Genomic DNA, 22,586 nt, shown 5'->3' on the forward strand with positions numbered 1-22,586 from the left:
AATTAACGTTCATTAAGTAACAGGAAATAGTACTTATGCTAAAGGGGAATTACTTTGTCGAGGAAATCAGAGATTATCGAAGAAGCGTTGCTGCTTTACGCTGAAAAAGGCTATGAGGGCATGACGCTGAAAGAGATTGCGAAGCGGGTCGGCGTAACGGCTCCTGCTGTCTATGCCTTCTTCAAAAACAAAGAAGACTTATTCGTACACATGTGCAAAGGGTTCCTTGGAACGCACTTCCAAATTGCGTTCGACCATACCCAACAATTGACTAAGCAGACTGCTGAAGAGAAACTGGAATCGATTGTCCGCGAGATTTTCGTCTTTCAGATTTCCAAACCTATGGAAATCAAAGTATTCCTTCGCCTGGTTCTTTTTCCACCGGATGTCGTAGAGAACGATGTCATGGATGAATTTCATAACCTTGAGAACAAAGAGATGGAAATCTTCGAGCACATTTTCAGGGATGCTATCAGCAACCGGGAGATTCGTAATGGGGATCCCAAGGTCTATGCAGAATCCTTTATTCTATTTATGGACGGGCTGTTCTGGCAGATGCAACGAATGGAAGAGGATGCTTTCTGGGAACGGTTCGACAGGCAGTGGAGGAACTTCTGGCACAATTTGAAAGATCAATAATTAAGCGATCGCACGGATCGCTTTTTTATAGATTACCACTTAATTAACGTTAAGTAACATCATTGAAGGAGGTGTTTTTCTTTCTTAGTTCGTCCGTAACTTAATGACCAATCGCTTACTAGGGAGAGTAAGGAGATGACTCCAACATGGAAACCCTTGACCAGGAGTGGGTAGAATTGTTGCAGGAAGCGAAAGACTTGGGGATGTCGATCGAAGAAGTGAAACAGTTTCTTGAGGGAGATAGAAGTAAATCGAAGAGATAGCATTTCTATCTAATCAAACCATAACTTTAATGTCTAATTAGAGCACCGGATAATTTTCGGTGCTTTATTGTTTTTCTCCCCCTTTCTGATTCAAGAGAAAATCAATGGATCATCCACAGGTATCAAACCCTCCATTCCATCCTTTTGTTTACCCAACCATCTCAGAAGATTCAGGTTTTCCGGCTTTGTTTCGAGCTTTGCTGGACATTCGCACCAGCGTATTTCACGTGAGTGACCCGTTTTTTCCGTACCACGCCGTTCACAAGCCGTCCCAGAATATGAGTGGGTAGCAAACGCATTTGCGGGACACTCCGAACAGGAACACCTTCCACGAACGGCGCCAAAATGTATTCCAAGACCTGCACCTTCCAGGTCAACAAAATTTGACAATTCATACCCCAAAGAACCATTGACCATCACCCATTCAGTGCTAAAATAGCAAATAAAGCGCTAACAAGGAGCAACTATGAAACGACTATTGGACGTCTCATTACAAAAAAAGATACTAGGCCTCGTCACCTTCCTTCTCATCCTTGTCCTCGGCCTCATCACCACCTTGATTACATACATGGACACGAACGAAGAGGTGGAAAACGCAGAGAACCTAGCTCAACAGACGGCGACGACCCTTTCCTATCTGCCGGTGGTCCAGGATAAACTGAGTGGCGCTTCCCCTGAAACGAACCTGAACGTCATCGCTGAAAGGTTCAGGGAAGAAGTTGACGCCAGTGGCATCAAGATCATCAACCGGGATGGAGAGCTTCTGGGATATGCCGGAAACAATGATTCCCTTTCCATCGACACGTCCAACTATTACAAAGCCCTCGTCTTCGGCAGTACCTACCTGACTCATCCTGGTACAGGAGCAGATACGGTTCTTCAAGCCATTACGCCCATCAAGGTCGACTACGAGTCTCATATGAAAATTGAAGGAGCCGTAGCCGTCGAATTCCGGATGCAGACCATTCAGCAGGACATCCGCGCAGACATTCGACGCATTACCTACATAGCTTTATCTGTTCTGGTCATCGGCTTCATCGGCAGTATGCTGCTCTCAAGAAGTATCAGAAAGGATACTCTCGGGCTCGAACCATCAGAAATCGCTGCCTTGTTCCGTGAGAGGAATGCCGTTCTCGATTCCGTCAAAGAAGGCCTCATCGCCTTCGATCAAGGACATAAGGTCACGATGTTGAACGCCAGTGCCAGGGACCTTCTAGATATAAAGGGGGATACAGAAGCAGAAACGCTTGAGGATGTGATCGCTTCACCTAAGATGCGAAAGCTCGTCTACTCGCGGGAAGGAATCAGGAACAGAGAGCTCGAGTACAAAGACAAGACGCTCATCATCAACAGTAGTCCGATTTTCGAGGACACCATCCGAACAGGTACCGTCGTGAGTCTAAGAGATAAGACGGAAATCAAAAAGATGGTCGATGCCTTATCCGAAGTCCAGCAGTATTCCGAAGACTTACGTGCTCAGGCACACGAGTATACGAGTAAATTGTATGTACTGCTCGGGCTCATCCAGCTCGGGAAATATGATGAAGCGGTGGATCTGATTCAGGAAGAAGCAAAAACGCAGCGTCAGGTATCCGATCTCTTCTTCAAAGATATTCTCGATGAAAAAGTGCAGGCCATTCTACTCGGAAAGCTCGCTAAAGCCTCCGAAAAGAAAATCACTTTCACCATCGAAGACGGAAGCTCCCTCCAACAATTACCGGAGCAGATATCCCTTTCTCCCCTGGTCGTCGTCCTCGGTAATGTCATCAATAATGCTTTCGAAGCCGTCACCGATCAGGACGAGAAAGAGGTCACGCTCTCTGTTACGGATTTCGGGAACGATATCATCTTCGAAATCACCGATAATGGTCCGGGAATGGATCAGTCTGAAATCGATAGAATGTTCAATCGTGGCACCTCTTCTAAAGGGAAACACCGTGGTTATGGGCTCGCGAATGCCCAGGAGGAACTCGAAGAAATGAAGGGTTTCATGGAAGTGATGAGCTATCCGGGGGAAGGAACGACTTTCACCATCATCATTCCAAAAAATGAACCGCTCTGAGACGAAGCTTCACGCAATCAACGAAGGAGGAATTCCATGTATCACGTACTTATCGCAGAAGATGATTTCCGCGTGGCGGGCATCCATGAAGAATATCTGAAGCAGATTCCCGAGATGAGTCTTGCCGCCAAAGCTCTGAATGCCAAGGAGGTGATGGAAGCACTCGCCACACACCACATCGATTTATTACTGCTCGACGTCTATATGCCGGATGAGCTCGGAACCGGTCTACTACACCGTATCAGGGAAGAGCATCCGAATGTCGACATCATCATGATCACTGCGGCCACGGACAAGGCCTTCCTCGAGAAAGCGATCCGCTATGGCGTTCAGGACTACCTGATCAAACCGGTCACTTTAGATAACTTCCGAACATCCATGGATAAATACAAGCAGAAAAAAGAAACCCTGCACAGAACCGACGAGGTGAACGAAGAAGTCCTGAAAAAAATGTTCGGCACCTCTCCGCAACCGGAAGAAATACCTGACTTACCCACCGGCATCGATGCCGGTACGCTTAAGAAAGTGCAGCAGACCCTCGCTTCCAAAGAAGAAGGAATCACCGCTGATGAAACCGGAAAAGAATTGGGCGCCTCCCGCACGACAGCACGACGCTACCTGGAATACCTCGTAGGTGAAAACGAAGCCTATTCGGAACAAGTATACGGAATCGTCGGCCGTCCGGAACGCCGGTATTTCCCTTTATGACAACTATCACTGGCAGCGTGACTCTCTTTCGCGCTGCTTCTCCTATGTCCAGAACTCCCGTGAACAAAATGAACAAAATACCCATAATGAACAGTAAACACATTATTTTGAAAACGTTTACATGAATAATCACTCACCTGTATAGTGAACGTAACTTCAAAGCAGAAGTCGACTTTGCTGAAGCGAGAATTCCATCAAACGAAGGAGTGTATGTATGAAGAAATTGGTTAGTGTCGCTTTGATCTCTCTCTTATTCATCATGGCCGGATGTTCCGGCAGTGCTTCCGGAAACGACGAATACCCGAGCGGAAATCTCGAAATCGTAGCCCCTGCCTCCCCTGGTGGCGGTTGGGACCTGACAGCAAGATCCCTTGAAAAAGTACTGACCGACGAAGGCCTCGTCGAACAGAACATTAATGTCGTCAATAAGCCCGGAGGCGGAGGAGAAGTAGGTTGGAAATATCTCAAGCAGAAAGACGCTCACACCCTCTCCGTCAACTCCAGCCTTCTCCTTACGAACAACCTGCTCGGTCAAAGTGAATTGACGTACGAAGACTTTACACCAATCGCTACACTTGCAACGGAATGGCAGGCGCTCGCTGTACCGGCGGATTCCGAGTACGAAACGGCATCTGAATTTATGGAGGCGACGAAAAACAATCCAACTGATATCAAAGTCGGCGTAGGGCCTGGACTCGGGAATGATGACCACCTTTCCCTCGTCCAGGCAGCCAGCGAATACGGCATCAACCCATCCGATTTGAACTTCCTCGTCTATGAAGGCGGTGGCGATGTGGTGACCGCTCTTCTTGGAGGACACGTAGACGCTGTAACGACTTCTCTCTCCGAAGTCAAAGACCAGCACCAGGCAGGCAAATTGAGGATTCTTGCCGTTTCTTCCGATAAGCCGGTCGAAGGCATTGAAGACGTACCTACCTGGAAACAGGAAGGCATCGACATGGTCTTCCCTCACTGGAGAGGAATCATGGGACCTCCTGACATGACGGAAGAACAAATCGCTTACTGGGACGAGAAGCTCGGCAACATGGTCGAAACCGAACAATGGCAGACCGTCCTTGATAACAACGACTGGGAAGGCTTCTACAAGAACAGTGAAGAAACGGAACAGTTCATGAAAGAACAGCACGATCTGTATGAAACGCTCGTGAAAGACTCCGGTCTCGTCGAATAACAACATGCCTGCTGCCTTGTCAGCAGGCTCTTTTTGAAAGAGGTGACATCTTTGAAAGCATTGAAACTGATTGTACCCTTCATCCTTATCATCGCCAGCATCACTTACATGATTGCATCATGGAACCTGCCTGATGCCAATCTGGGTAACGGCAATGGCCCTAAATATTTCCCTCTGGGTCTGAGCATCTTCATGCTTACGTTCAGCATCGTTTACTTCATCCAGGAATTCCGTAAGCGGGACGAAGAGAACGAAGAAATCCGGGAGATCTTAAGCGGTCGTACGCCTAAATTGATCGCTTTCACTGTCGTTGCAGGGTTCATATACTCGCTTCTTTTCGAAAGGATCGGGTTTTTGTTTTCAACCGTTCTGTTTCTCGGGGCCCTCCTCTTTTTCATCAACGGACGGAAAAAGTGGATGACGAACATCATCGTCACGATCTGCTTCTCCACCATCAGCTGGTACGCCTTTAGCGTGCTACTCGGAGTCAGCTTACCTTAGGAGGTGAACACATGGATATATCGAGCTTCATGGCCGGACTGTCGATTGCAGTCCAGCCGATCAACATCATCTGGATCATCCTTGGAGGATTTCTCGGAACCATCGTAGGAATGTTACCCGGACTCGGCCCGGCTACAGCTGTTGCTGTCCTGATTCCGATTACATTCGGTATGGACCCGGTGAGCGCCATCATCCTTATGGCTGCCATCTACTACGGGGCTATGTACGGCGGCTCCAGAAGTTCCATTCTACTTAACACACCGGGGGACGGCTCAGCGATTGCCGCGACATTCGACGGCTATCCCATGGCGAAAAAAGGACAAGCGGGGCAGGCTCTTGCCATTTCTGCCATCGCCAGCTTCATCGGCGGACTGATCGCCGTAATCGGATTCGTCTTTCTCGCAGAACCGTTGGCCGCTTTCGCCCTCGAATTTGGACCGGCGGAATACTTCCTGCTGATGCTTCTGACCCTGTCAGCTATCGTCGCTTTATCTGTAGGCAAGATGGTCAAAGGCTTTCTCGCCATGATGATCGGCCTGGCACTCAGTACCGTGGGCATCGACACCCAGACCGGGGTCTATCGCTTCACGATGGGCATCCCCCAACTCAGTGAAGGTATTGACTTCCTGATTGTCATCATCGGGGTATACGCTATCGGAGAAGTATTGTATAACTTCCTCAATATCGATGATCAGAAGAAAGAAAAGAAGAAAGTCGGCAAAGTCTGGTTCTCGAAGGATCAGTGGAAGCGCTCGAGATGGCCGATTCTCCGTAGCGGACCCATCGGATTTCTCGTAGGTGTCCTTCCAGGTGCCGGCGGCTCGATCGCTTCGATGATCGGTTATACGACGGAAAAACAGATCTCCAAAAAACCGGAAGAATTCGGAGAAGGAGCACCGGAAGGGCTGGCCGCACCGGAATCTGCGAACAACGCAGCATCCGTCGGTGCGATGATCCCGTTACTTACCATGGGGATCCCCGGCTCCGGAACGACCGCCGTCATGCTCGGAGCTCTTATCATGCTCGGTCTGCGTCCCGGTCCCCTGCTCTTCCAACAGCAGCCGGAAACCGCCTGGGCCCTGATCAACAGTATGTTCCTTGGTAATATCGCTCTCGTCATCATCAACATCCTGCTCGTCGGCGTACTTGTAAAAGTACTCGACACACCAGCGAAGATTCTGTATCCGATGATCGTTCTGCTCGCTTTCATCGGAACGTATACACTCAGCTATTCGACCATCGATTTCTTTCTATTACTCATCTTCGGTCTCTTCGGTCTGATGATGAAAGTACTCGATATCCCGATTGCTCCACTCGTTCTGGCCCTGATAGTCGGAGTCGATATGGAACAGAATTTCCGGATGGCCGTCCTGTCCTCCAACGGCAGTCTCGGCGTATTCTTCCAGTCCGGAGTCAGCATTACGCTATTGATTCTGACAATCCTTTCACTCTTCTATCCGCTTATCATAAAGCTCGTGAAGAGGAAAAGCGACAAACTGTCAGATGATGAACAAGTCTATAAATCTTCATAACTACAGGAGGAATGATCGATGAACCATTTTGACGTAACCGTTGTCGGTGCGGGGAACGCCGCCTTGTGTGCAGCTATCGCCGCCCGCGAGAAAGGGGCCACGGTCCTGGTGCTGGAAAAAGCACCGAAGGAGAAGCGCGGAGGGAACTCCTACTTCACCGACGGAGCGATCCGCTTCGCCTACAACGATCTCAAAGATATACGAAAACTCATGCCCGACTTATCGGACGAGGAAGCAGCATCCATCCTCATGCCGGAATACAGCACAGACGATTACTACGAGGATCTGGAGCGGGTGACCGGGTGCAAAACGACCCCGGAGCTCGCCCGTCACCTCGTAAACAACTCCTATGACACCATCGCCTGGATGCGTAACCATGGCGTGGAATTCGAACTGAACTATGCGAACCAGTCTTTCGAAAAAGACGGCAAATATCAGTTCTGGGGCGGCCTGCCGGTGAAGACGAGAAACATTGGAATGGGACTCATGAAGACTCTATTCGACCGGGCACAGGAACTCGGCGTCGAGATCTGGTACGAAGCGGCTGCGACGGATGTAGAGACAAAGAACGACCGTGTTTCTTCCATCCAAGTGGAAAAGCAGGGTGAGACGATCACCATCGCAACTTCTTCGGTCGTCCTTGCCTCCGGCAGCTTCGAAGCGAACAAAGACATGCGGAAACAGTACATCGGAGAAGAATGGGAAGCAGCTATCGTCCGCGGTACGGAATACAATACCGGCGACGGCCTCACTATCGCTCTCAACAAAGGTGCAGTGAAACATGGAGAATGGGACGGCTGCCACGCCATCGGCACGGACGCCCGGGCTCCGGAAGTAGGCAACTTCGAAAAGCCGGGAGATATTTTCAAGAAACACTCCTATCCGCTCAGTATCATGGTCAACAAAAACGGGAAACGCTTCGTCGATGAAGGAGCCGATTTCCGTAACTACACGTACGCCAAATATGGAAAGGAAATTCTGAAACAACCGGGGCATGTCGCCTATCAGATTTATGACAGCCAGGTAAGACCGAAACTGAGGAAGGAATACAACCTCGAAGAAGCGACATATCGTGAAGCCGACACCCTCGATGATCTGGCGAGCGACCTGGACATCGACAAAGACAGCTTCCTCCAAACCATACAGGAATACAACGAAGCGGTACAGGAAGGGAACTACGATCCTACGATCAAAGATGAGAAAGGTACCGACGGCATCACCCCACCGAAATCGAACTGGGCGCTTCGTATCGAAGAGGGACCATTCTATGCCTTCCCGGTCACGTGTGGCATCACCTTTTCCTTCGGCGGAATCCTTGTCAATACGAATGCAGAAGTTGTAAATAGCGCCAATCGCCAGATTGATGGGCTCTATGCGGCCGGAGAGATGGTCGGAGGCATTTTCTACGGTAACTACCCGGGAGGCTCAGGACTGATGTCGGGAGCCGTGTACGGCAAGACCGCGGGTACACAAGCAGCGGAATACGCGAAATCCACCGTATCCTCTTAATTCGAACAAAGCCGCCGACAACCACGGCGGCTTATTTATTTCCACTTGGGAGATGATTCCATGAACAGACGAACAATGCTACTTACCTTGACAGCCTTTCTATACATAACCTTCTTCCACCTGTGGCATTGGGATGTGAAAATTCAGGCGACAGCCGCTCTTTTCATCATCCAGATTCTCTGGCTCGGCCGCGTCTTCACTCTGGCTTTCAGTTCCCTTCTGTTCATGCTGCTGCTATCGTTCCACTTCTTCACGTATGAAGAGACACTCTCCTACGTCGCATCTCAAGTCGTCTGGCTGTTGTTCAGCACGTATATCATCGCCAAAGGTTTCATGAAAACAGGGCTCGCCGGTCGCCTGTCATTGAAACTATTACAACTCTCCAAAGGCTCCGGAAAAGCACTCATCCTCTTATCCTTTTTCTTAATGCTCGTCCTATCGATACTCGTTCCGTCCAATATCGGCAAAGCGAATCTCGTCACTTCTGTGCTGGACCAGCTGTTGAAAAACTTGAAAAAATTCGGGGACATCACGAATCTCGGCAAATCTCTGTTCATAGGTGTCAGCTACATGAGTGCCATCTCCGGGGCTTTCGTCGCTACTGGTGCGAGCTCGACGTTATATGTATTCGGCCTATTCACCGATATCCATCCTGAGCTCAGCTACCTCACGTGGATCCTTTACTTCGCTCCCCCGATTCTTCTATTCGTCTTCGTATTGTGGGGACTGTTCCTCTTCACCTTCCCACCGGAAAGTGTGGAGGAAGAGAAACTTATGTATTTGTTGCACGAGCGTTTGGAAGAAATGGGAGTTATGAATTTCGGAGAGAAGAAGATGATCGCCATCATGGGGATTACGCTCCTATTATGGGCAACGCAGTCTGTTCACGGCTTCTCTATTCCACTCGTCGGCCTTCTTGGAGCTTCACTGACCATGGTTCCCGGAATCGGCATATGGGATTGGAACGAAGCGAAGAAAGCCGTCAATTGGGACATGATGTTGTTCTTCGCCAGCACACTCATGGTATCCGGTATGCTGATTGAGACCGGTACCGTGGACTGGATGACTAGTGTTATTCTCGGCAGCGCAAACGGATATCCTCCTGTGCTGGTTTTGACGATTGGCCTGACAATGACTATGCTGATCCGTCTCGTATTCGTGAACATTCTAGGCTTTCTCACGATTACGATTCCGCTTGCGATCAGCATAGGAGAAAGTTTGGCCGGCTTTTCATCGATAGTTACAGCCATGGCTGTATTTCTCGCAGGAGTTCCCGGTTTCTTTCTTATCACCCAGTCTCCGGTTCATCTTATCAGCTATTCGTTCGGTTATTTTCATGATAAGGACTTGTTTAGGATTGGAATTAGTGCTTCTGCTGTCTGGTTGGTCATTCTATTGTCGTTCATGTTTTTTGTGTGGAGGTGGTCATTGTGAATGTTCATTTTTCGCACACAGGAAAGAAACCGCTCACGTCGGTATCGGATTCTTTCCTGTCTATTCACTTAAAATATCCACCACTTCATCCCTGGTCATCCCGACATGAATACGATCATCATAAAGCATGCGAACCAATGCCTGATCTAAATCGGAGAACTCCTGAGTCGTCGTCCAATCCTGGTAAAACATGCTATCCGCGTACTTCTTCGAATCTCTCGGCAACCCGAGCGTCTGGGTCAACTCTTCCCGGAGTAAATGAGAACGCTCCGCCTGATTCGTCACATCCGTTGCTATCAAAATTTTAGACTTATAAATCGTATAACCGTTCTTCATCCAGTAGTAGAACAGCCCCCAGTTCCCCGGCTTCGGATTCGTCACATACTTATCGAATTCAGATATAGGCGCATAGTATACCTCGATGGATGGGTCCTCTTCCACCAATTGCAGATCGATCTGATCCTGAAGGTTATTCACATCACCAATCACTTCTTCCACCTCTGCCTGATCCTGAGAAGTAGGATTTCCGTACACTTTTATCCGTGGATCATCTTCCCATTTCCGAATAGGGATGTCTCCGTCCTGCCATTCCGATCCGATAGCTATCTCTGTGAAGTAGTCTATCTCCTTCGCGGAATACTCGGGATACTCCGGAGAATCCCCAACGGTGAACACCATCGTCACCGCCTCTTCCATAGGAGTACCTTCAGCGGACTTCACTTCATCCGTTATCACCAATTCATATGTAACCCCGGGCTGATACCCTTCCTGAGGAGCTTTTATCACAACAGATTCCCTGTCGTCCGTAAGTTGAACTTCTAACCTGTACCTGTTTCCCACGCTATCTCTCACATAAATCGACTCATTGCTGGCAGATCCAACTTGTATCTTTGTACTGAAATCAACCGTCCAATCATGATGAGGATCTACATCAGTTTGATCCCAAGGAGAATCCGCAGACACCACACCGTTACCTAAAAGTCCGAGCAACAAAACCAGGAGTCCCGAAGCTATGATTCTCATCTGTTTCATGACATTTCTCCCTTTCTTAGGATAATAGATTCATTATTTTCGATTCCTTTCTCAGTCTAAATTGAAACCAGTAACTATCACTCTTGTTCTGCAAACAGTTATCAAACGATACATTTATGTAAATATTATACAAAATGCTACTGTCAGTGTGTAGAACCCTTCCCCGATCCATAAGAACACAGAAGTATGGAATACCCAGACGCTCTACTTATAATAAGACATAATATTTACATCCTTCGCCTGGAAAAAAGGTGGTCTCAGGAAAAACTGGCATTTGCAGCAGACATTTTCCGTTCTTACACGGGAAGTATTGAACGTGGTGAAACTGGTCCTAATACGTTCGTCTATTTCAAAATCGTCAAAGCGTTGGAAGTCAATCTCGAAACGATTATGAAAGGAACTTGAATTCATCAAGGTCCCCTACAACTTATTACCAAATTCGTGATTACTTCCTTCCCCCTTTTCCTCTCTTCTAGTTTAACATTCCCGAAAATGGATTTTCCTCCTTCTTCCCCTCCACAATTTAATGAAAAAGGTGATTCTCATGCTTACAAAAAGACAATACCTTTTTTTCCCATCGGCGACACATATGTCGTCATTGAAATCCTCGGAGATAACTACTTTTATGCCCGTGCTACCTTCAACTATATGCCTTATGTAGTCGAAGGGACAAACCTCAATCAAATACTAGGCACAATCATTCGCCATATTAAATCGGATAATCGTGATTTTTACACATTCTAAAAAGTTCCCTCCTAATTCTTTATCTTCCCCGTTCTCCTATCTTGTGGAAATTCGCAGGATTTTTTATCTAGGAGGCGAATTGTTAAACAAGGAGGCGAAACCTATGAAACGAAAACTTGCACTATTTCTGTTCACCTTATGTTTATCATTAACGATTCCAATGTATATCCAGGCAGCGGAAACCATCAAATGGCCTGATAAGCAGAACGTAGCAACGGACAAAAAATGGACAATTGAATTCAACACCCCTATCCTGGACACGCCGTCCAACAGTCTTCAGATGTATCTCACTGATGAATATGGAATGAAAATCCCTTCCATTACTACCATAGAAGGAAACCAAACTGTTCTTCATCCTCCAGGCAGATACTTCCAACCATTCTCTACCTATACGTTACATGTTCAGCCTGATCTTCAATCCAGAGAGGAGAAAGCATTCGGTGAGCACCTGTCGATGGACTTTACTACTACAGGCACAGAACAGAATCCGTCCCATCGATTATTCACAGGAGATGCAGGCTCTCTCAGTCATAATGACTATGTTACCCAAGTGAATCAGGCTTCTTTACAAGCGCTAGACTTAGCCATTATGCATCGCCCAATGAGCTTTGAGGAAATAAAAGAAGGCTACGCAATGAAATATGATGCCGTTTCCTCTTCTAGTTTCTATACTTACGGTACGGAAAAAGCAGACCTCATCCAAGTATCTTGGGTTTCTGAAGATCCTATGACAGGTGGCGAATTCCGAAGTATACAAGCTTTGATCCGTGGCTTAAGTGAAGACGACCCTATTGAAGAAGTGAATGATTTCATCTTTTCCGAAGAAAAACAGATACATGAGATCTTCAACGGATACGATGTCTGGTTGTTCCGGGACGACTCCAGTTTTGAACTTCATATCTTCTATGATCAATGATTTTATCTAGGAAAAGCTCTGATTATTCAGAGCTTTTACATATGCAATTGAGAAAGACAATTCAAAAACGTCTTGATTCTCTTGTACAATTGAATAATAAAATTTAGGAATCTCTCAATGAAAAGATGCTTATTAAAGAGATAGATTTTACTAAATAAAGAAACAATACAAATGGGAGATGATTTTTTGTACAGAATGCCGAATTTACAGATTGGCTTTGAAGCCTTGAACCTTACAACTCCTATTCTACATAATTGGCTTCGAGATAACTTATATAAAAAGTATGGTGATAAATGGTTCAAGAATGGTGTTACCTCGTACATAAGAGATAGCTCATCAATAAATAAAATAAAAGATATCAATGATGTAGACATAGCATTAGCAACTTACTTGATTGCCGACATTCATTGGAACAATTTATTTGAGCCTTATTATTCAGGAGAACTACGCACCAGATTCAGAGCACTAAAACACTTTAGAAATAAACATGCTCACAATGGAAGTGTTGATATGGAACGAGATGAGGTCTTTGAAGGATTAGTAAATATTTCTTTTATTCTAGAAGTTATAGCTTCAGATAAAGTACAAGAAATTGAACATCTCAAAAATTCACTAGAAGAAACTATAAACTTTAATGACCCAAAAGATAAATATAATTCCACGTTTGCTAATAAGAAGATAAGAATGGATACAAATCTTGATCGCGAATTTTCTAATTTGCCTGGTTATGAGGAAATTATCTGGCATATAAGAAGTTTCGCATCGTGTTCTAGCAGGAGTATACTGGGGATAAATGGCATTGTAAATGTTAAGGGGAGTAACAAAGCTTGGGATTACCTTAAAAGTCAATTTCCAGACCATGGTGATCAACAACGTGAAAAAATAGCCATATTTATGCGTTCTCATATGGAAATATACCATGATGTCAAATATGAAGGTGAAAACCACATTGAAATTGGTAGCGAATTGTATAAAAGCATCTCCAAAACTTAAGAGCCATAACATATTTGAAGTTGCAATCCGGCCGGCTTTTTTGCGTGTTTCTCCAGTTCCCTGTGTTGCTTGGTTGAACGAAAGACATATAGAACGTAAAATTGACGAATATGTTTCTTATTAAATATCAACCGCACGCATAAAGGTTTTAAATGAACAACGCCTATCCCTTCACCAATTCATCTTCCCGTTACTGTGGAGAAGAGCAAATGGAGAAAGACTCCCGTGTTAGGTAGGTTATATCACACCTATCAGAGATCCTCTTAACATATAACCTCTATGAATCTAACCACCTCTATCCTTTAAAAAAATAACTTTGAAAGGCTTCTTTTGTATGCCTTTATTTCTCCGTTCACCTTGTAAAATGAATTTCTTTCTCCTTGAATGACTCTTATTCATCCTACAATTGTACGCTGAACTCCATATTTCATCAGTTTGCGGAAATAATTACACCAAATTTTTTTGAAGTCGACAGTTGTTGGCATAGTCCATGCCAGACTTTCTGCATTTTCTTAACGACCTGTCTCTTTAGAACTGCTTTTGGAAGCATGGTTATAGAAGGCAGGCGCTCCCCCCCTCTCTATGCCTCCCTGTTCAATTCATCGAAGCCAGGTAGCCCGACGTCCATGAAGAATAACCTCTGTAGAAAAGAGAAGCCCCTTCATCCAGTCGAATGTGTAAGAGTCTTTGACGGATGAAGGGCAAGGAATGAATAAAGGGGGCAAGCGAAGGAAAGCCTCATGCTGCATAAAGCGAAGCGGCTCTGTTTCTAGATTGATATACATTGAAACACTCCTTATAAATATGAAATTTATTCAACTGATATATCAAAAAGATCTTCATACATACTAGTAGCTTTAAGACTTAAATCTTTATATTCTTTAAGAAAATATGAATAGTCAGGATCTATGGAAGTGTCTAGAATCTCCTCGTCCTCGTAATTTAGAATAGGGATAAGATTCAAAGTGGCCAGAGTACAACTACTTCAATTTCTTCGAGTCTTTCGATAGTTTCTTCGGATGAATTTATAGATTGTTGGTGCATAAGAACGAGACTGGAAGCAAAAGATGATGGAAAACTAGAAATTCTATTGATATATTCTAGTCGATTTTTTGTCTCTTCAGGAGTGTAACTATCTTTTTCGGAAACAAAAAGATGTGTTCTTTCGTACAGAGAATCTGACAAAGAAGAATATGATTCTACCGTAGATTCGGATAGTTCTTTTAATATTGACTGAGGAAAAGAAACGTCCATTGAATCTTCCAAAAGGAGTTCCACTGCTAGTTCTCTGGATGATTCAATGATGTGATCTTCATAATACTCGACATTTAAAAGAATCTTAGTTAAATCTCTGGCTTTCTCCTTCTCCGCTTTTTCTTTCTCCGCTTTTTCTTTCTGGGCTTTTTCTTTGCCCACATTCTCTTTCTCAGGCTTTTGTTGCTGGGTGTTGTTTTCTTTTTGGACAGATGCTTCTTGAACGGCAGCTGGTTGGATTTCTGTTGTCTGAGTATCCTGAAAAGAAACAACGATATAATAGAAAGAAAGAGCTACGAAAAATATGGCAATAGAAGCGAACACTTTAGCCCTCAAGTTATTCATCTCCTCTTGTTCTTAAAAAAGAACATTTTTTATTTATAGTATCATGAAAGAGAGGATTTTTCAATAAATTGTAATATCCGGTTATAAAGAGACAGGTGTCGGACGGATGTTCATGGTGCGGGCATTAAAGCTGACCTGATTATTATGAATAAGATGCTCTCCGATGATTATATTTAAAAAGCCCTGCATAATAAGAGCAGCGACTTCTTCCGTCTTAACCAAGGTGTTATCAGTAGTATTGTTAAATGTTTCTGATAATGTTGTTACTGTTGGTGCACTTACATCGCTATTCACGTCTTATACCATTCCAAGATTTATAACGAGCCTTTACCAAACAGGCGGCTTTCATCGCATTCGGTGATCCGTCAAAGAACTCGAAGGAATCTGTAAGAGTTTCTTCTCCAGACTCAACAGTTACATCGTAACTACTTTCATCTGTAACTCATCATAAAGAGTTAGGGTAGCGTACACGATCTCCGTCTTCACCTTCAATATTAACATCGTTTCGATCGAAAGCTTCTACTTCTTGGTTGAATGTTACTTCAACATTTGTAAGAGTAATCGCACGAACAACATGGAGTTTTGTCACGAGTTCAGGTAACGATGACCTCAATGCTCCCAAGGGATTTGGAATTTTGAACCTTTGAAAGATTAGTAAAAACGGAGAGAAAAAATAATAAGTTGAGGAGGAGTCTAGGAAAAGATGAGTAAAAAATGGATGAGTAAAAAAAGAAAAGGCCCGCCAAAACTGTAGGCGGGAAAAAGATTACCCTCGACTACCCACAAATTCAAAACCCCGATATACCCTTAAAACCGAGCATAAAAAGAAGAAAAGGCAAATTAATATGATGTGGTGAGTAAATTATTGCAACATGTTAACTTATTAAATACTTTCCATCTTACTCAACTGTTTGTTAACCTTTTAAAAACCGATCTCTACTTGATTATTATTCACAAATGGTAGGAGAAAGTTAAATAACAAGAACGATAAAATAATGGCAAATAATAATGTAAAGAAAGTTGCTTTTATTACTCCTGTTGGATTATTTTTAAATTCGAGTTTATAAACATTTAAAAATTTATATATTGCATAATAAATATTTCCTGAAAATTCCTTAACAATCCTGTATAGTTCAGGGTAAGTTAACAGTTTACTCTTTAGTTCCTCCAAGTCTTCCCTCCTCTCCTCTAGAGATTCTATGTATGCGTCCCGTCCCTTGTCTAACACTAATGCGAAACTAAAAAACAGGGATAATACTGGGGTGTATAGTTCAGTCCAATCAGTCTCCTCTTTAAAAAGCAAATTAATAATATTCTCTCTTGTAACAAAAAAAACACCTATAAATAGGATTAACCATAACAAAAATTTTCTTTTTGTACTTGATGATTTTTTTGTCGTTGATTCTGAGATAATAGCAACTATAAGCAGTAATAGGACTATAAAAACAAAAGCAGCAACTTTTTCGACATTAGTAACTTGAGGGTTCATGTTATTCAAAAAAGTGATTATTATTTCAAAGAGTTTTATAACCAAGAATGTAAACATCATTATTAACACAATGGAGATTAATAACTTTCGACGTTGGAATCTTACCATCAAAACTACTAACAGAGAGAAAAAATCCATCACAAGATCCGGTAATTCAAAATTCAAATCCTTGAAATTCATAATAAGTATCATACAAAATACGATAAATAGTATTCTAATGATAAAGTGTAAATTCTCACCTAAATTAAAATCCAAATTATATTGGAAACCTATTACATAAAGTATGAAATAAATAATAGCCCCTAATAAGCATGATATAAAAAATATGTATACAAGGTGTAAAAATAAATATAATATAAAGGCAATTAAAAATTTGTTTTTTCTTCTAAAAGAGTTAACAGAAATTCTAATAGCTGAACTAAAAATATTCGAAATGTGAAGAAGAATCATTAATGGTACATAACGTACCTCGAACTCACTGCTCTCTTTCTGTTGATTTAACTGCATATATTTCTCAACCCCGTTTAACATTAATAGTAATTTTATTATCGGGACGTTAAATACTTTAATTAAATCAACACTTTTTTGGAATTAACTAACTTCCTCGGTCTTGAAAAACAAGAAGGTCATTCTATTGAAGAAACACGTTATAACCATATCCACTTTGAAACCGATAACGATAACACCCTAACTCAATACAACTCACCTCATAGAAGTCTGAATTTTTCGTTATTACCCAACACTTATTCATTTTGTAATAGCTTTTGGCTGAAGCAATTTCTTGAACAGCTTTAACGCCGACATTTCTCTTATATCTCTTTGCTTGGACAATTATCCTGTTTCCCTTTGACGATAATATGAGGTCTGCACCAAAATCCCCACTTGCTGGTGTTAATTGTACGTAATACCATCTAGCTTTTAATAATGCTTGGAGATACTCTTCAAACTTCCTGCCTGACATTTTATCAACTTCTAAAATACCCGACTTTCTTAGCTTGTGTTCTCTTAGTACTTTTCCTATCATCGCTACTGATAAGGCACCAATAAAAAACAAGATTAAACCAAGGGTTAATAAGGGGATTGCAGTTAACATAGACCAAAGTAATTCTAAACCCATTTTAAATCCTTCAAAGAAACTCATAACCTGCTCCTATTCCTACTTTGCTAAAGATGTTTTTAATCTTTCACTAGTTCATAAGTCAAAAGACAATTGTATCTCTTGTTTTTTATTTAGTCTCTCTTTATTAAGTAGATCTTCTCCTCTAATACCTCTTTGATATCTTCTTTTAAGAGTAGAAAAACACATTCCTGCCTCTTTAGCCCATTGATTCATAGTTTTCTTTTCTCCATTTATTTCTATAAGGTATTTATGCTTATACAATGATCCAATCGGGGCTAACAATTCTTCTTCACATCCGGTATAAAGTCTTCTTTGTATCGTCTTATATGGCAATCCACTTATTTCAGCCCATTCAGCTAAAGTTTTAGTTTCTTCATTAATTGTTATATATCGACTTGTCCTTTTATTTCTTGCTTGTTCTATATCTGTACTCCATTTACAGTTTCCAGGTTCGTAATTGCCATCAACATTTATGCGGTCAATCGTTAAACCATCATTATAACCATTCTGATTTGCCCATCTTACAAAACACTTAAAGTCTTTCCATTCATCACATACTGTTATCCCTCTCCCACCATATCTAGCATAGTGATCCAGGTTTTGATTCGTACATCTTTGTATCATTTGAGTCCAAATATTATATAATCTTGTCTTTCTCATCCCATGAGTTTTACATGCCTCTTCTATTTTTAAAAAGGCGCAGTTTTCAGGATGGTAACCGTCTTCCTTATCTTTCCTAACTAACTGTAACCCTTCTTCATAACCATTCTCTTTTGCCCAATTCACAAAAGCCACAGGGTCATCTTTCCACTCATCACAAACCCATATGTCGCCCTTTTTATGGTGATTCTCTTTATTACTGCTGTAGCATTTACCCCTCATGGATTTCCAAACCTTATATATTTTCGTTCTGCTTAATCCGTGTTTTTCAACAAACATTATATCCACCGCCTATAACATCTATTAATTTTATACACATTTCCTAGACCCTAGACCTCGATTGATTGTAATTTAAATTTCATCAGTTCGCTATCTTGTCGCTAACTACTAATTTCAACATTACCATAAATCAACATATTTTTCCTTACAACAAGATATTAATCTAAGGATAAACTTTTACATACCACTAGTGCAGATTTTGTGTGAAATTTCGGATTGGCTATTTCTTTATGCGTATATGTGGTTTTTCGAAATGCTAAAATACACAGATTTAGACAAGGAAAGAAAGATAGTGGTGAAGGAATAGGAAGCGGATGTAGCAGCAGCTAAATTAAGTTTTTTTCTCTATTAATGAAAAAACCCTTCAGAAATTTCTGCCCTCCATAGCTTTATCTTTAGCGTTTTATAGCACGGGGATGAGACCCAAACATTAACACTAACTTTCTCTCTGACGATATATGAAATAACATTTTATTTGGAGGGATTAACTTGGAAGTATTAAGGTTACTCTACCATTTTTTGAAGCTATGGTGTATGTTACTAAAGCAATTTTTTTCTAATTTCATGGTGAATCATATTGAAATAAGGTTAGAAAATATAGCACTACGGAGTCAATTGATGAGGGAAATGGAAAAGCAGAAATTATCCCATTCACCGAAAAGAAAGCAGAATATGGTCTTCAAACAATTGTGGGTGATATTATCGAAAGTCTTGCCAAATTGGAAAGATCTTTTATTCAAAGTAAAACCTGAGACGGTTATTGGTTGGCACCGCACTGCATTTAAAATTCATTGGAGAAGAAAGTCTAAGAAAATGGGCAGGCCAAGCATCTCAAATGAAACCATTGAGCTAATTAAAAAACTACATAAGGAGAATCCTTCCCTTTCTCCAGAGAAACTACACGAACAAATAAAGCTTCGAGGCGTGATCCATACTCCAGCCCCTAATACCGTTGCAAAATATATGAAAGCAATGCCTGATAAACCCAAGCCACCTAGTGAAAAGCAAAAGCAATCCTGGAAAACATTTATAAAAAATCATTTATCGGTTACTTGGGCCGTTGATTTCTTCACAATTCCAACATTCAACTTTAACATCTTGCATGTATTAGTGATTGTTCATCACAAAACAAGACGAATTGTTCATTTCAATGTTACAACGAATCCTGATGCAGAATGGGTCGTGCAACAGTTCAGATATGCAACACCTTACGGTGAAGTACCAAAATATTTAATACATGATAACGATCCGTTATTTAGATCAAACAAATTCCAGCGGTTCCTGAAAATTTCAGGTATTCAATCTAAAAGAACAGCTTACAAGTCACCTTGGCAAAATGCGTACACAGAAAGAGCAATTGGTACACTTAAACGAGAATGTACCGATCATATTATCCCTTTTAATGAAAGGCACATTCATGACTTGCTTCATGATTACATTCTTAACTATTACAATTCCAATCGAACACATCAAGGTCTTGATGGTCAAACACCAATTCCTACACCTACACACCTACCTGTGAACGTAGAAGATATAAAATTGAAAGCAACACCTGTAATGAATGGACTCTATCATACGTACAAACGGATTGCTTAATCTCAACCTCATAGAATAAAAGGTAAGCCTTTTTTTAAAATGAAAGAGAAAAGGCTTTTTTGTCATGCTTATTTTTAACCTGACTCTCACTTCTATTGATCCCATTAGATTCAAATCGTTTTTCTTGAGCTATTTTCACGAAAAAATGAACATAAAAAAGAAAGCCACCTGAGAAAATTCCGGATGGAATCTTCTCAGATGGACTTTTTGAAGGCGACAGTGGTTCTTCCGAGAATGACATGATCGAGCAGTTCGATGCCTAAGACCCTTCCGGCTTTGGCTAACCGTTCCGTTACTTTGATGTCTTCCTTGCTTGGATCTGGGTCGCCGCTTGGGTGATTATGAGCGACGACGATAGAAGCGGCATTCGAAAGAATGGCTGGCTTCATGACCTCCCTCGGGTGCACAATGCTGGAATTCAGGCAACCGACGTGAACGGTGTTGATGGAGATGGGTTGGTTCTTAGTGTCTAAGGCTGCCACGACAAAGTGTTCCCGATCGACGTCCTCCAAATGTTCTTTTAACAATTCGTATCCATCTTCCGGAGAGCGAACGTAGCGATTAGCGTAGAGAAAACTCGTTTCCTTTACGATCTTTACGTTCACCACCTGAACTCGTTTGGCTGATTTCTCTTTCTGTTTTACGTTCTGTAACGTAGTTGCTTGTGTTTCATTTATCTCTTCCATGATGATCCCTCCCATTAAAATAAGCCCTGATACCTCGGAAGGCATCAGAGCTTTACATGATTCATCATGAATATAATATATGTTTGAAATGTGAGTTCTTACACTTATTGCAACAAAGAAGAAAATTATTATAAAACTTGGGTATCTGACCAGTTAATTGTAAACGCATCCAACTGTATATGAAGAGTAAGGGTTTCACTCTCCCCACCTATAGTTGTACTTTCTACATATTAAAAAGAAGCTGGAAAATCTAGCTTCTTTCTCATCATAAATTCGCATTGAACTTCAAAGTGACAATTTTACTGGTCGCCACCAAGGTTCGTCCAAGCAGAAACATTACCTACTCTATCTTTGGCACGTACATATACGTTGTTGGTTTGACCAACTTCTATTTCCTCAATTACTACACCATTAGGTGTGGCAGCCGTCCCTACCGTATTACCGGCCAATTCAGGCGTGGAATCATTTGGAGAGGTAGAAGAAACCGCATAATACAATCCAATGTCTTCCGAAAGGCCAGGACTATTGGATCCTACAACTACATCAACCGTATCTGAAGCTCCCCCACTATCAACATCACCTGCTACCAACGTAAAACCATCAGTCGCACTAGCTGTTGGAGCTGCAATTACTTGATCAACAGTCACATTCCCACTAGTCAAATCAGCATCCGTAAACGTTGCAGTATTATTTTGTGAATCCGTGGCATCAAAACTGAATGTCACATCACCATTACCTGCATCAGCAGCGTCTATGGTGTATTCCAGATTCCATGTGGAAGCATCAGCATCCCCATTATCTGTTACATTAAGCGTGCCTTGGCCCGCTACTCCATCTACAAAAACCGACTCATTTGAAATAGTTACAGGTTCATCAGCATCCAGAGCTATTGTAACCACTTCATCCGTCTTAACTAAGGTGTTATCAGTAGTATTGTTAGATGTTTCCGATAATGTAGTTACTGATGGTGCACTTACATCGCTATTCTCGCCTTATACCATTCCAGGATTTATAACGAGCCTTCACCAAGCAGGCGGCTTTTACCGCACTCGGCGATCCGTCAATGATATCTCTTTTTAAAAAAAGCCAGCCAAAAACATGCGACTGGCTTCGAATAGGTATTTCAGGGAAAGAGATAAGAAATCACTGACTGGGTTCCTTCGCTACGACCGGTTTTGTCCTCTTCATTTCTTACGAAACAAAGGCGTATGGCCCGCCCTCGTCACTACTATGAACCCGCTGCCACGTGTCAGGCTTCGATGGTGCTGCGTCACCTCTTCCTGAGACGCTTCAAACGTTCCGTTCTGTCTATCCCTTGTTTTGATGACCGTAGACCTCCACTTTTCCAGGCAAGAGAACGACTCGTGTAACAGCCAATTATACAAATCGCCATATCCGTCTACAAACGAATAGGAAGAATAGCCAACTCCTAGCAATCTCTGACCATCCTCTAGCTCTCCCTGCTTCAACATGGATTCGTCATCCTGATCCTAGTCATCTTTTAAAGAACCCCGCCTCTATGTAAGAGTACGACTTCACCTGACTTCGCCCCTTCCACCTCGCAGGGCTTCTCCGGACGCAGGAGGATTAGGCACACAGCGGTGGGCTGTTTGCTGTGCTTCTGAATTTCAC

22 protein-coding genes are annotated in these 22,586 nt (G+C 42.7%); 13 read left to right on the forward strand and 9 right to left on the reverse strand.

Features of this window, described 5'->3' with window-relative positions; genetic code table 11:
* Positions 1-54 precede the first annotated feature (54 nt).
* The 9 genes from BLQ44_RS06860 (at position 55) to BLQ44_RS06905 (ending at position 9,840) form a co-directional block, all read left to right on the forward strand.
* Positions 55-639 carry a TetR/AcrR family transcriptional regulator gene (locus BLQ44_RS06860; protein WP_176757457.1) on the forward strand — a complete coding sequence of 195 codons (585 nt, stop codon included), beginning with the start codon at positions 55-57 and terminating at the stop codon, positions 637-639.
* Positions 640-785: 146 nt separating this feature from the next.
* Positions 786-902, forward strand: a complete 117-nt coding sequence (locus tag BLQ44_RS06865; protein WP_093193146.1) for an anti-repressor SinI family protein — start codon at positions 786-788, stop codon at positions 900-902.
* 466 nt (positions 903-1,368) lie between these two features.
* Positions 1,369-2,964, forward strand: a complete 1,596-nt coding sequence (locus BLQ44_RS06875; RefSeq protein WP_093193148.1) for an ATP-binding protein — start codon at positions 1,369-1,371, stop codon at positions 2,962-2,964.
* Positions 2,965-3,000: 36 nt separating this feature from the next.
* Entirely contained in the window at positions 3,001-3,672 is a 672-nt protein-coding gene (locus tag BLQ44_RS06880) for a response regulator (RefSeq protein ID WP_093193149.1), read from the forward strand.
* A gap of 214 nt (positions 3,673-3,886) precedes the next feature.
* Entirely contained in the window at positions 3,887-4,864 is a 978-nt protein-coding gene (locus BLQ44_RS06885) for a tripartite tricarboxylate transporter substrate binding protein (RefSeq protein ID WP_093193150.1), read from the forward strand.
* Positions 4,865-4,906: 42 nt separating this feature from the next.
* Complete coding sequence (locus tag BLQ44_RS06890) at positions 4,907-5,365, forward strand: tripartite tricarboxylate transporter TctB family protein (RefSeq protein WP_322787520.1); 459 nt, start codon at positions 4,907-4,909, stop codon at positions 5,363-5,365.
* 11 nt (positions 5,366-5,376) lie between these two features.
* Positions 5,377-6,897, forward strand: a complete 1,521-nt coding sequence (locus BLQ44_RS06895; RefSeq protein WP_176757458.1) for a tripartite tricarboxylate transporter permease — start codon at positions 5,377-5,379, stop codon at positions 6,895-6,897.
* An 18-nt stretch (positions 6,898-6,915) separates the two neighbouring features.
* Positions 6,916-8,406 (forward strand): FAD-dependent tricarballylate dehydrogenase TcuA, encoded by a 1,491-nt coding sequence (gene tcuA, locus BLQ44_RS06900; RefSeq protein ID WP_093193152.1) that lies wholly within the window; start codon positions 6,916-6,918, stop codon positions 8,404-8,406.
* Between the two features lie 60 nt (positions 8,407-8,466).
* Entirely contained in the window at positions 8,467-9,840 is a 1,374-nt protein-coding gene (locus BLQ44_RS06905; RefSeq protein ID WP_093193153.1) for an SLC13 family permease, read from the forward strand.
* 60 nt (positions 9,841-9,900) lie between these two features.
* On the opposite strand, the gene BLQ44_RS06910 is transcribed toward BLQ44_RS06905, so the two are convergent.
* Positions 9,901-10,872, reverse strand: a complete 972-nt coding sequence (locus BLQ44_RS06910) for a DUF2927 domain-containing protein (protein ID WP_093193154.1) — start codon at positions 10,870-10,872, stop codon at positions 9,901-9,903.
* A gap of 186 nt (positions 10,873-11,058) precedes the next feature.
* Between BLQ44_RS06910 and BLQ44_RS06915 the strand changes: the two genes are divergently transcribed.
* The 3 genes from BLQ44_RS06915 (at position 11,059) to BLQ44_RS06925 (ending at position 13,525) form a co-directional block, all read left to right on the forward strand.
* Positions 11,059-11,277 carry a helix-turn-helix domain-containing protein gene (locus tag BLQ44_RS06915; RefSeq protein ID WP_093193155.1) on the forward strand — a complete coding sequence of 73 codons (219 nt, stop codon included), beginning with the start codon at positions 11,059-11,061 and terminating at the stop codon, positions 11,275-11,277.
* A 442-nt stretch (positions 11,278-11,719) separates the two neighbouring features.
* A complete protein-coding gene (locus BLQ44_RS06920; protein ID WP_093193156.1) occupies positions 11,720-12,532 on the forward strand; it encodes an Ig-like domain-containing protein in 813 nt (270 codons plus the stop codon).
* Positions 12,533-12,727: 195 nt separating this feature from the next.
* Complete coding sequence (locus BLQ44_RS06925; protein ID WP_245688124.1) at positions 12,728-13,525, forward strand: Swt1 family HEPN domain-containing protein; 798 nt, start codon at positions 12,728-12,730, stop codon at positions 13,523-13,525.
* A gap of 960 nt (positions 13,526-14,485) precedes the next feature.
* Here the strand turns inward: BLQ44_RS06925 and BLQ44_RS06935 are convergent.
* The 5 genes from BLQ44_RS06935 to BLQ44_RS06950 all read right to left on the reverse strand — a co-directional run bounded on the left by BLQ44_RS06935 (position 14,486) and on the right by BLQ44_RS06950 (position 18,672).
* Positions 14,486-15,115 carry a hypothetical protein gene (locus tag BLQ44_RS06935; RefSeq protein WP_093193159.1) on the reverse strand — a complete coding sequence of 210 codons (630 nt, stop codon included), beginning with the start codon at positions 15,113-15,115 and terminating at the stop codon, positions 14,486-14,488.
* 90 nt (positions 15,116-15,205) lie between these two features.
* Entirely contained in the window at positions 15,206-15,418 is a 213-nt protein-coding gene (locus BLQ44_RS16390; RefSeq protein WP_143004708.1) for a hypothetical protein, read from the reverse strand.
* Positions 15,419-16,046: 628 nt separating this feature from the next.
* On the reverse strand, positions 16,047-17,120 hold the full coding sequence (locus BLQ44_RS06940) for a hypothetical protein (RefSeq protein ID WP_093193160.1): 1,074 nt from the start codon (positions 17,118-17,120) through the stop codon (positions 16,047-16,049).
* Positions 17,121-17,244: 124 nt separating this feature from the next.
* Complete coding sequence (locus tag BLQ44_RS06945; RefSeq protein WP_093193161.1) at positions 17,245-17,754, reverse strand: restriction endonuclease; 510 nt, start codon at positions 17,752-17,754, stop codon at positions 17,245-17,247.
* A gap of 51 nt (positions 17,755-17,805) precedes the next feature.
* Positions 17,806-18,672, reverse strand: coding sequence for a hypothetical protein (locus BLQ44_RS06950; RefSeq protein WP_093193162.1), 867 nt, complete (start codon positions 18,670-18,672; stop codon positions 17,806-17,808).
* A 489-nt stretch (positions 18,673-19,161) separates the two neighbouring features.
* On the opposite strand from BLQ44_RS06950, the gene BLQ44_RS06955 reads away from it, so the two are divergent.
* Positions 19,162-20,268 carry an integrase core domain-containing protein gene (locus tag BLQ44_RS06955; protein WP_245688115.1) on the forward strand — a complete coding sequence of 369 codons (1,107 nt, stop codon included), beginning with the start codon at positions 19,162-19,164 and terminating at the stop codon, positions 20,266-20,268.
* Positions 20,269-20,462: 194 nt separating this feature from the next.
* On the opposite strand, the gene BLQ44_RS06960 is transcribed toward BLQ44_RS06955, so the two are convergent.
* The 3 genes from BLQ44_RS06960 to BLQ44_RS06970 all read right to left on the reverse strand — a co-directional run bounded on the left by BLQ44_RS06960 (position 20,463) and on the right by BLQ44_RS06970 (position 22,426).
* The gene (locus BLQ44_RS06960; protein ID WP_093193163.1) at positions 20,463-20,954 is read right to left on the reverse strand and encodes a JAB domain-containing protein; all 492 of its coding nucleotides are present in this window, start codon (positions 20,952-20,954) and stop codon (positions 20,463-20,465) included.
* 299 nt (positions 20,955-21,253) lie between these two features.
* Positions 21,254-21,853, reverse strand: a complete 600-nt coding sequence (locus tag BLQ44_RS06965) for a hypothetical protein (RefSeq protein ID WP_093193164.1) — start codon at positions 21,851-21,853, stop codon at positions 21,254-21,256.
* Between the two features lie 285 nt (positions 21,854-22,138).
* On the reverse strand, positions 22,139-22,426 hold the full coding sequence (locus tag BLQ44_RS06970; protein ID WP_093193165.1) for a hypothetical protein: 288 nt from the start codon (positions 22,424-22,426) through the stop codon (positions 22,139-22,141).
* Positions 22,427-22,586 lie beyond the last annotated feature (160 nt).

Source organism: Salimicrobium halophilum (assembly GCF_900100295.1).
Taxonomy (GTDB): domain Bacteria; phylum Bacillota; class Bacilli; order Bacillales; family Halobacillaceae; genus Salimicrobium; species Salimicrobium halophilum.

What these genes read in the sequence shown, in the direction of transcription:
- BLQ44_RS06920 (WP_093193156.1), top strand. Translation starts at nt 11,720, where the DNA reads ATGAAACGAAAACTTGCACTATTTCTGTTCACCTTATGTTTATCATTA.
- BLQ44_RS06945 (WP_093193161.1), bottom strand. Translation starts at nt 17,754, where the DNA reads ATGAGTTTCTTTGAAGGATTTAAAATGGGTTTAGAATTACTTTGGTCT.
- BLQ44_RS06875 (WP_093193148.1), top strand. Translation starts at nt 1,369, where the DNA reads ATGAAACGACTATTGGACGTCTCATTACAAAAAAAGATACTAGGCCTC.
- BLQ44_RS06970 (WP_093193165.1), bottom strand. Translation starts at nt 22,426, where the DNA reads ATGTTGAAGCAGGGAGAGCTAGAGGATGGTCAGAGATTGCTAGGAGTT.
- BLQ44_RS06865 (WP_093193146.1), top strand. Translation starts at nt 786, where the DNA reads ATGGAAACCCTTGACCAGGAGTGGGTAGAATTGTTGCAGGAAGCGAAA.
- BLQ44_RS06940 (WP_093193160.1), bottom strand. Translation starts at nt 17,120, where the DNA reads ATGCAGTTAAATCAACAGAAAGAGAGCAGTGAGTTCGAGGTACGTTAT.
- BLQ44_RS06950 (WP_093193162.1), bottom strand. Translation starts at nt 18,672, where the DNA reads ATGTTTGTTGAAAAACACGGATTAAGCAGAACGAAAATATATAAGGTT.
- BLQ44_RS06915 (WP_093193155.1), top strand. Translation starts at nt 11,059, where the DNA reads ATGGAATACCCAGACGCTCTACTTATAATAAGACATAATATTTACATC.
- BLQ44_RS06905 (WP_093193153.1), top strand. Translation starts at nt 8,467, where the DNA reads ATGAACAGACGAACAATGCTACTTACCTTGACAGCCTTTCTATACATA.
- BLQ44_RS06910 (WP_093193154.1), bottom strand. Translation starts at nt 10,872, where the DNA reads ATGAAACAGATGAGAATCATAGCTTCGGGACTCCTGGTTTTGTTGCTC.
- BLQ44_RS06925 (WP_245688124.1), top strand. Translation starts at nt 12,728, where the DNA reads ATGCCGAATTTACAGATTGGCTTTGAAGCCTTGAACCTTACAACTCCT.
- tcuA (WP_093193152.1), top strand. Translation starts at nt 6,916, where the DNA reads ATGAACCATTTTGACGTAACCGTTGTCGGTGCGGGGAACGCCGCCTTG.
- BLQ44_RS06880 (WP_093193149.1), top strand. Translation starts at nt 3,001, where the DNA reads ATGTATCACGTACTTATCGCAGAAGATGATTTCCGCGTGGCGGGCATC.
- BLQ44_RS06960 (WP_093193163.1), bottom strand. Translation starts at nt 20,954, where the DNA reads ATGGAAGAGATAAATGAAACACAAGCAACTACGTTACAGAACGTAAAA.
- BLQ44_RS06895 (WP_176757458.1), top strand. Translation starts at nt 5,377, where the DNA reads ATGGATATATCGAGCTTCATGGCCGGACTGTCGATTGCAGTCCAGCCG.
- BLQ44_RS06885 (WP_093193150.1), top strand. Translation starts at nt 3,887, where the DNA reads ATGAAGAAATTGGTTAGTGTCGCTTTGATCTCTCTCTTATTCATCATG.